This is a genomic window from Salinivirga sp. (assembly GCF_035268865.1).
Lineage (GTDB): Bacteria > Bacteroidota > Bacteroidia > Bacteroidales > Salinivirgaceae > Salinivirga.
This window is the reverse complement of record NZ_DATFKB010000173.1, coordinates 1-9,065: the sequence shown is the minus strand read 5'-3', so window position 1 is coordinate 9,065 and position 9,065 is coordinate 1. Positions and strand designations below refer to the sequence as shown.

General features: G+C 38.1%; 7 protein-coding genes and 1 pseudogene. 1 reads left to right on the top strand and 7 read right to left on the bottom strand.

Features of this window, described 5'->3' with window-relative positions:
- The 7 genes and pseudogenes from VJ937_RS10475 to VJ937_RS10450 all read right to left on the bottom strand — a co-directional run.
- Nucleotides 1-1,870 (bottom strand): glycosyltransferase (locus VJ937_RS10475; protein ID WP_324066842.1); only part of this gene is annotated, 1,870 nt, incomplete at its 3' end.
- 87 nt (nucleotides 1,871-1,957) lie between these two features.
- The gene (locus tag VJ937_RS10470) at nucleotides 1,958-3,109 is read right to left on the bottom strand and encodes an SPOR domain-containing protein (protein ID WP_324066841.1); all 1,152 of its coding nucleotides are present in this window, start codon (nucleotides 3,107-3,109) and stop codon (nucleotides 1,958-1,960) included.
- A gap of 84 nt (nucleotides 3,110-3,193) precedes the next feature.
- Nucleotides 3,194-3,709 carry an NUDIX hydrolase gene (locus VJ937_RS15735; protein WP_414706406.1) on the bottom strand — a complete coding sequence of 172 codons (516 nt, stop codon included), beginning with the start codon at nucleotides 3,707-3,709 and terminating at the stop codon, nucleotides 3,194-3,196.
- A gap of 78 nt (nucleotides 3,710-3,787) precedes the next feature.
- Nucleotides 3,788-4,207, bottom strand: a pseudogene (locus VJ937_RS15730) (septation protein IspZ); the annotation flags it as partial.
- A gap of 53 nt (nucleotides 4,208-4,260) precedes the next feature.
- The gene (locus VJ937_RS10460) at nucleotides 4,261-5,607 is read right to left on the bottom strand and encodes a LysM peptidoglycan-binding domain-containing protein (protein ID WP_324066839.1); all 1,347 of its coding nucleotides are present in this window, start codon (nucleotides 5,605-5,607) and stop codon (nucleotides 4,261-4,263) included.
- Between the two features lie 153 nt (nucleotides 5,608-5,760).
- Nucleotides 5,761-7,263, bottom strand: coding sequence for a gliding motility-associated C-terminal domain-containing protein (locus VJ937_RS10455; RefSeq protein ID WP_324066838.1), 1,503 nt, complete (start codon nucleotides 7,261-7,263; stop codon nucleotides 5,761-5,763).
- Between the two features lie 29 nt (nucleotides 7,264-7,292).
- Nucleotides 7,293-8,234, bottom strand: a complete 942-nt coding sequence (locus VJ937_RS10450) for an NAD(P)H-dependent flavin oxidoreductase (RefSeq protein ID WP_324066837.1) — start codon at nucleotides 8,232-8,234, stop codon at nucleotides 7,293-7,295.
- A 279-nt stretch (nucleotides 8,235-8,513) separates the two neighbouring features.
- Between VJ937_RS10450 and VJ937_RS10445 the strand changes: the two genes are divergently transcribed.
- Nucleotides 8,514-9,065, top strand: a 552-nt coding sequence (locus VJ937_RS10445) for a SurA N-terminal domain-containing protein (RefSeq protein WP_324066843.1), incomplete at its 3' end; no start/stop codon positions are given.

The window sequence follows — 9,065 nt, the reverse complement described above, 5'->3', positions numbered from 1 at the left end:
AAATCATATTTACCCGCTGAACCATATCTGATGAGCGTTGTTCTTTTTTATGCAACATACCAGGATGCACAACACCCTTTCTAATATTTGGAAGTTCGTGTAGTCGGTCTGTTTGACCAAAGCCAACCCAACTCATTTTACTGGTCAAAACACGCCATGCATTCTTTATTAGGCCGCCTTTATGCTTAACCGTATAAAACAACAATGGATATAAAAGAACAAACATTAAAGACAATGTAACGTCGAGTGTTCTTTTAAAACGTCTATTTGGTGGCTTATTAATGGCATTGACCTCTACGCTATAAACATCGTCGAGTGAGTGTATTGTACTACTTCCAATTACAGAAATCCCATCTGGCGACACGATTTTAAATCTTAATCGCGGATCGTCCAGTTTTATCATTAACCTTATAATATTCCTTGCTTGTAAGTGCTGTGCACTGAATATGACCTCTGATATATTATTTACCCTGACAATTTTTTCAATATTTTGAAGAGTACCGAGTGCTTTTCCCTCATATTGGTCTGACACAGAAACAAAACCAATGATGTCGGTTTTAGTATCGTTTGAAAAAATTTTCCGTACACGTTCCACATCATCTGAGCTTCCAATCACTATTGTATTGCTTGCTTGAGCGTTTCCAACAGATTTACCATTCGCTTTACGATACAGAAGCCTTATTGCGGGAATGGTAATTGTGGCCCACAAACCTCCAAGCAGAAGCATTACACGCGAAAAGCGGTAATGCTCAGGCAATAGTGCATATACAATCAATAACAATAAAAGTCCCCATCCAACTCCTTTTAATATATCAAAAAACTTATATGGCTTATCATATCCTCCGCTATACAACAATGCAATAATCCATATTAGCACATACAGCGGCGCTACAGTAGTTAAATAAAAATCAGGAAACCAGTTGGATGCACCAAATTGGTATTTTTCCCACAAAGGAGTAAGTAGCCAAAATCCACCCCACAAAACAAAAAAATCAATTACCGGGATGAAAAGCCGTTTAACTAAGCGTTTAAAAATAGCTAAACCCGCACTAAGCATAATGGCCAATCTAATTAGGAAAGAAAACACAGAGGCATATTTGCGGGCAAAGTGTTTTTGAGCAAAAATGATCATGGCGTTATAAAAAACAACCACATAATTAATACTCTCCTTTTTTGTACTTTCTCCCTTGTAGTGGATAATTGCTGTACCGGGAAAATAATAATTTTTATAGCCGGATTTTTTTATTCGGTAACTCCAATCAATATCCTCGCCATACATAAAAAATGTTTCATCGAGGCCTCCGATTTCATCAATTACCTTTTTCCTCACTAACATAAAAGCCCCTGAAAGCACATCAACCTCATGAACCTTTTCTTTATCAAGGTATTTAAGATGGTAGCGGCCAAACTTTTTTGAGTATGGAAAAAGTGCAGAGAGACCTGCAATTTTATAGAAGGCTACCATTGGGGTAGGTAAACCTCGTTTCGACTCGGGCAAAAAATCGCCATTTCCATCAATCATTTTAACTCCAAGGCCGCCGGCATCAGCGTGCTGGTCCATAAATTCGACCACTTTCAAAAAAGTATCTTCTTCGACAACAGTATCCGGATTAAGCAACAACACGTATTCGCCCTTTGCTTGTTTTATAGCTAGATTATTAGCTTTTGAAAAGCCAAGATTCTCATTATTCTCGATCAATTTTACCCATGAAAACGACTCGCGAACCATTGAAACAGAACCATCGACAGAGTTATTGTCAACAACAAAGACTTCTGCATTAATTTTACTTGCTGCATTTTCAACGGATTGCAAGCACTGCCGTAGAAAGTGCCTTACATTGTAATTGACAATTATAACCGATAACTTCATTCAAAGATTTTATTAATAGAGCAGTAAAAAGCAAAAATAAAAAAAGCCGGCAATGATTGCCAGCTTTATATTAAAAAGTTTTGTATACTAATGTCTGAGTACCCAAACCTGAATATCCTGATTTTTCATGCGGCGGTACTCATTAAAAGCTTTCTGTCTGTCGATATAGCTGTTAAATGAGACACGGTAAAATCCTCGCCGTTCCATAAATACCTCAGAGTTGTATCCTTCACCATTAAGTTTTTCAACAAACATATTGGCATATTTTTTATTTTTAAAACTACCGGCGACCAGGTAATATTTTTTCTGGTTCTTTTTCTTCATCTCTTCGGCCTTACGGATGCTATCCTGACGAGCCTGCTCTATACTGTCTTGCCTTGCCTGCGCCATTCTTATTGAGTCCATTCTGGCTTGTTTGGCTTTTATTGCGGCACTATCTACAGCTACTTCCCTGGGTTCATCCTCACCAAAGATAGAACCACCAAACCATCCCTGTACAGTATTCCAGTTCAGATAAGCTATTACTGCACCAGCTCCTAAAACAACAATAATTGCTGCTGTAATAATTGCTACTGAAGAGTTATTAGCCTTTTTAGGCTGTTTTGTTGCGGGCGGTTTTTTCCCGGGAGGTACTTTTGAACCGCCTGGTTTAGCTTGCTGTTTTTCGGCTGCAGCTTTTTTTGCTTCCGGGGCTCCGGTTTTAACCTGGGTCTTACCGTCTTTTTTATCGCTCAGCTTTTCATTAAGCGTTTTTCCTGCTGCGCCACCTGTATCTGTCTTCTTAGCCGCTGGTTCTTCTTTCTTCTCTACTTTGGTTTCTTCTTTCTTTTTCGGAGCAGATTCCTCTTTTTCGTCAAGCTTAACTGATGTTGCTGACTGTGTACTGGCTGCAGCCTTGCCTCCTTCAGGTTTCTCATCACCAGCTTTAAATCTTACTGAACCTCTCGGATCTTTATATAAATAGCCTAAATCTGCAATTTTAAAAGGCTTATTGGCCTTTAATTCTTGTTGTATATCATCGACGAAAGCCTTTACCTTTTTCTGGGCCTCCTCTTTAACAATACTCTCCTTCTTGGCAATATGGTTTATCAACAAACCATCATTATATTTCAGGAAATCATTAAAAGAGACCTGTTTTTCGGTACTCCCAGGGGAAGATTTAACCATAAAAGCGCCAAAATCAGGCACAATTACCCTGGTATTGGTCTTCAGTAATTCAGCTATGTATTTATCTATCATGACGAAAAAGTTTTCAGACAATTTGGACTAATATATTCAATTTTTTTTATTTCAGCAACAAAGATTGTTTTTTTATTTTCTGCACTATTTAAATACAATACGTTTTATTAGCATCTGAAATTCATGTTCAAAATTAGGGGTAAAAAAACTTTTCCCCAACTTTGATTTAATTTCGCCAATCTTCATCCACGTTCCTCCAGCAAGTTCCCTGGGGTCTGGCGTTACCTCCTGATCTGTTGTTATGGCGAATGTATATACAAATTCTTTCTCCACATCACTCTCCCAAATGTAAGAGAACAAAAACTTCGCATCACCAGTTTTTATATTGAGCTCCTCTTTGGCTTCTCGCTGAAGTGCTTTCTGCGGGGTTTCCTTAAAGGATATATGCCCACCCACTGACGTGTCCCACTTTCCGGGCTGGATATCTTTATCTATGGATCTCTTTTGCACGAACAGCTCCCCCTTTTTATTAAAAACATGTAAATGCACAACAGGATGCAAAACCTTTGAACCACTGTGCACCTGGGCTCTCGATGCTTTACCTATTACCTTTCCTTCCTCATTTAGTACAGGCAGCCATTCAATATTTGATCTCAATATTCTTTGCCGCACCAATTCCACAACGAACCATAAACCAGCTATCACATAAAACAGTCCTCCACTTATAAAAGCCCAGGCTTCCTTAGACATGTAAAATGCGCTGTAAAAAACGAGCAAGGTATGGGTAAAAAACAACCAAAAAAGCACTCGTGTTTGGCTCCGCAGTTGACGAAGTTGAGCCTCATCAAACTCCTTATCGGGCATATAGCGCTGTGCCATATTCAACATGATATTTCTGGGCGAGTAGGCACTAAGACCAATTATTACAACCAAAATTGTTTGAATTATACCCGGTTTGAGCTTGAAAAAAATATCATCGTGCAGCAGTAAGCTAACTCCACCGAAGGCAGCAAGCAACAATGTGTCAAACAACACAAAAGCATCTGCTTTTTTGTTGCGTATCCATGTATATACAAACACAGCCCCTCCTGCTATTAATGCCAAAATTATTGCATTTGTTGTTCCGGCAAACTCGTCGGCCAAAATAAAAACGAACAAAGGCAATAAGCCCGGTAATAACAGACTTAAATATTTGAATTTGTTTTGCAAGGTTACTCAGAGATTTTATCGTCGTACTGCAGGGGAATATTTAACACCATACCTTCACTCAGACGATCGGCATCATCGAGCTTATTCGCTTTAAGGATATCTTTAACAGGTGTATGATATTTTTCTGCTATGGTGCTAAGCATTTCGCCTTTTTCAACTTTATGTATGGCTTTTACAGGTATTCGGATACGTTGCCCCAGGCGTAAGCGTTTAGCCTGAACATTATTCACTTTTTCAAGCAACTGTACAGTAACATTGAATCTGATACCTAATCGGTAAAAGTTATCGCCTTTTTCAATTTTGTAAGGAATGAATTCAGGCTTAATTCCCTGTGGCTCCTTCTCTTTCTTTTTAGTTAAGTCCTCTGTGCGTGCCGGCTTAATTGTATCTTTCGGTTGTGTATCGACGACACTCTTTTGTGGTTTTTGCTCTGTGGTCACACGCTCATGGTTAAAAGCAATTTCACTGATTCCATACAGCAATGCGACAAGACCAATTACACCCAGCACAATCCAGACTGCCTTTGGAATACCTTTCTTACCTTCAACGATCTCTGTTTTTTCACCTGTTTCGGGAGTAAAAGGCACTTTTTGCGGATCGAACACATGCATCAGGGTGAGCGTAATATTATCGTTCCCTCCGGCCTGATCGGCTTTTTGGGCCAAATTTGTGGCCATAAAATCTACCGATGCATCGGGATCATTAACAACTTCAGCAATTTGGTTTTCTGTAAGCTCTTTAAATAACCCATCTGAAGTGAGCAGTAACATATCATGCTCTTCCATTGATATGGGTTGTTTGCAAACCGAAAAATTCACATCCTTGTCGAAGCCCAATGCTCTGTCGGCTATATAAAAACCAGGATCAGACTCCAGCTTTTCCTCGTTTATCTTGTTTTGGGCAAGGGCTGTTTGTGCTTTAGTGTGGTCGCGGGTTAATCTGTAAATAGTATTATCCCGCAAAATATAGAAACGGACATTGCCTATATATGCGTAATAAACACGCTCGTCAATAACAAGCACAATAACACAGCTGGCTCCCATTCCTTTAAAACGCTCATTTTTTTGAATATGATCGTATAACTGGAAGTTGGCCAGTGTAAGTGCGTTGGTAAGCGCTTTTTGCGGATTTTTAAATTGAGTATTCCGAAACTGTCTCTTAATTGATTCGATTGCCATTTTTGAGGCAATGGCTCCTCCTCCTTCTTTTCCATTTATGCCATCGCAGATTGCAAAACCGTAACCTCCCGGTATTTGAAATTCTGCGTAGGCATCCTGATTATGCCTTGCTTTACTTCCAATCAGGCTAATAGACTTATATTTAATGGTAAGACTGTGCTCTTTACCCATACTTTATGCAATTTTCACAAATTTAAGGCTAATAATGAAACATACCTTAAAATAACCTCACTAATTATATTTGAACTTAAAGAATTTGTAAATTTATTGAATCCTCCTCAAATAACATCAAATAATTTAATTTTATTTATCTACTTTTTGAAACTAATGTATTACGGTAACGGTACCCCGGATTACTTTTTCTTTTTTCCCGGGAAATTTGTATGTAGCAACATATAAATACCCGCCCGACATCACAAAACTTCCTTTATATCTGCCTCTCCATGGATTATCAATATCGTTTGTTTCAAATATTAAGTCACCCCACTTGTTATAAATCCTTAGATTATAACTGGCTGGCAATGATCGCTGGGGAATTGCTTTAAAGGCCCCATCCATTCCTGGTTCACCGGCGATTATAGCATTTGGCCACAATAAATCGTCGAGTATTTTAACCTCAACAGGGTTCGATTTAACAATTACAGAATCGCCCAATCTGGCTTCTATATAGTACCTTACACCTGGATTACTTAGTGTTAAATCAAAAACAGAATAATCATCATATAAGATTGGCTCTGAACCTGGATCAAATATTGTCGTCTCACCGTTTGCCTGACGATATAATCTATATTGAACATCGGATTTTCCCAGCCCATTTGCCTGCAAACTAATATAATCGCCATTATCTGCGGCAGACAATACAATTGTATTAATCGTATCGGAATATACCGGATTAATTCCACAGCTATTAAATGCAGCTATATAATAGTAAGTAATATTTTCTCCGTATCGTGATTCACTGAAAGTATAGGGCCGGTTTTCAACATAAAACTCATCTACAGTATCATAACCTGACACCGGGTCTATAGAACCCATCAGCAGCATATGATCTGTTACAATTTCATCTCCATATACTGCACCAGTAGTGATAAAATTTTCTGAGTTGCTTAGAGTTTCAATATATGGTTTTGATGGTTCTTCTGGTGTTGTAATAAGCGCATTTACAGGGTTAGAAGATGAAGTAAAACCATCTGGGTCAATAATCAATCGGAATTGATAAATTTCTTCCCGATTCAGGTTTTCAAAAGTATAGGAATTAACGGTGGTTGCAGCAACTCTAGAGTCAGTTGCGGAAATGGCTTTCAGGGTATATGCAGGCTCTTCGGTTCCTGACGGAGCCTCATCGCTGTAGTAATCGTTCCAGGAGAGACTCACACTGGCAGTGCACGAGTCATAATTTACTACTTGCAGTCTTATATTCCTGGAAAACTGATCTTCAATTTCTGATTTTAAGAATTCTCCATTGACAACAGAAAAAGCAACAAGGCCATACCCCTGAATTTCATTTAAAGGATCAGAAGAATAATCCATATAGAAAGTAGCATTTGCATTAAAAATTGTATCTGGGTTTGCATAACCTGACCCGGGTATCACATCTCTCACAATAAAACCGCTCGAATCAATATCATAACCACTCCAGTCATAGGGTTCCCATCCCAAAACACAATGATAAACTCCATTAGCAGCAGTATCAACAGATATTGAATCAATTACAGGAGGTTCAATAACTGGCTGCCCTTTTAATAAATGGCCAAAAATGGTCAATAAAAGCAGGGTTAACGCCAGTCGATTAAGTTTTAGAATAAGACCGGGTTTAAAAAAAATCACATCTAAATATTTCCTATATAAAATCAAATTTAAAAATAACTATAAAATTCATTGCTAGCTTCTCTATATTCTGCAATTAAAGTTTTCATAATCGACCGAACTGGTTTTATAACGGAAACCATCGATGATGATTGCCCTATTTCCAATTCTCCCTCTTCCAGATCACCATCAAAAATCCCCTTTTTTGCACGCCCTTTACCTAACAAGTTTAAGAGATGCTCTTTTGAAGTCCCTGTGTTCTCCTGCTCCAAAACCATATTACAGAAATGATTTTTTAGCATTCTGACCGGCGCAAGTTTTTTAAGTGCGAGTATGGTATCACCTTCATTAGCTTCAATTACTGCTTTTTTAAATTGAGAACTGGCTGAAGACTCTTCGCTCGCAGCAAAAAGACTACCTATTTGCACGCCTTCGGCCCCAAGGTTTTGAACAGCCAAAATAGCACGACCGCTAGCGATACCGCCAGCAGCAATAACCGGAACACCAACGCTTTGTTTCACAAGCTCCACTAAGGTAAGTGTTGTGGTTTCTTCTCTCCCATTATGGCCACCAGCCTCAAAACCCTCTGCAACAACAGCATCCACCCCCGCCTGCTCACTTTTAGCGGCAAACTTAGCACTTGACACAACATGTACTACCTTAATTCCATTATCTTTTAAAAGATTTGTATATTTTTTCGGACTACCTGCTGATGTAAATACTATTGGTACCTGTTCCCTAATAACGATATTTATAAACTCTTCAGCATAAGAATAGAGCAATGGAATATTTACACCAAAATTTGTAACACCCGATGCTCTGATTTTTCGTATGTGCTCAATAAGTAGCTCTGGTCGCATAGAGCCTGCTCCTATAAGTCCCAGCCCGCCTGCATTTGAGACAGCGGCTGCCAGACGCCATCCACTGCACCAAACCATCCCTCCCTGTACAATAGGGTAGGTTATATTAAACAATTTTGTAATTCGATTCATATGTTTATTTTTAATTTTCAAAGGTCATTACATGTCCCGATACCAATCGGGATGGAACCTCCTATTCCCTGTTTTAAAGCTTTTTACCTGTAAAGTTCCAAATAATCATACGCGTGTGTGTCAAAAGCTTTGTCATGGAGGTTTCATAATCTCAGTTAAAAAAAAATGAAAAAAATATTCGATCATTGAAGTAAAAAATTGGTCTTTTTTGTTTAGCAATTATATTTGTAAACTAAATAATTGGCAGCCTGCTAAAAAAAGGCATAAGGTTCCAACAAAATAAGAAAATATACACTTATGAAAAAAATAATTATTTTACTATTGGCTTTATCTGCCCTTACAGCATGTAATAAAAATAATAAAAAAGGCGAATTTCCTCCATACAGAATCAGCGAAACAAATGCAGATAGTATAGTCGAAACCATTACCTATAAAGAGTATTTAAAGGAAAAACGCGAAATAGACAGATACAATAGAATCGTACTCAAAGATGATTACACAAAAAAAGAACAGCAAGGTTCAGCAATAAAGGCATTTGCCGATTTAGTGCGCAACAAAAAGCTAAATCATGAACTCAATTACCTTGGAATAACAGTAACAGAAGAGGAAAAATTTGATTTTATTCAAGGTACCAACATCCACCGGGCAATAAAAAGCAACCCTATTTTCAAAAATCCTTCAACCGGAGAATTTGATAAATCAAAGGTTCAACCATTTATAGATAAGCTTGAACAAAACAAACAGTCAGATCCATTCTTTGTATGGAACTACCAATTAAACCAAATAGAGAACGAAATTAAACAAAAAAAATACGAATCATTATTAGATGCA

Bases quoted from the DNA above. Each gene is read 5' to 3' on its own strand.
- VJ937_RS10470 (WP_324066841.1), bottom strand. From the start codon at position 3,109: ATGATAGATAAATACATAGCTGAATTACTGAAGACCAATACCAGGGTA.
- VJ937_RS10460 (WP_324066839.1), bottom strand. From the start codon at position 5,607: ATGGGTAAAGAGCACAGTCTTACCATTAAATATAAGTCTATTAGCCTG.
- VJ937_RS10450 (WP_324066837.1), bottom strand. From the start codon at position 8,234: ATGAATCGAATTACAAAATTGTTTAATATAACCTACCCTATTGTACAG.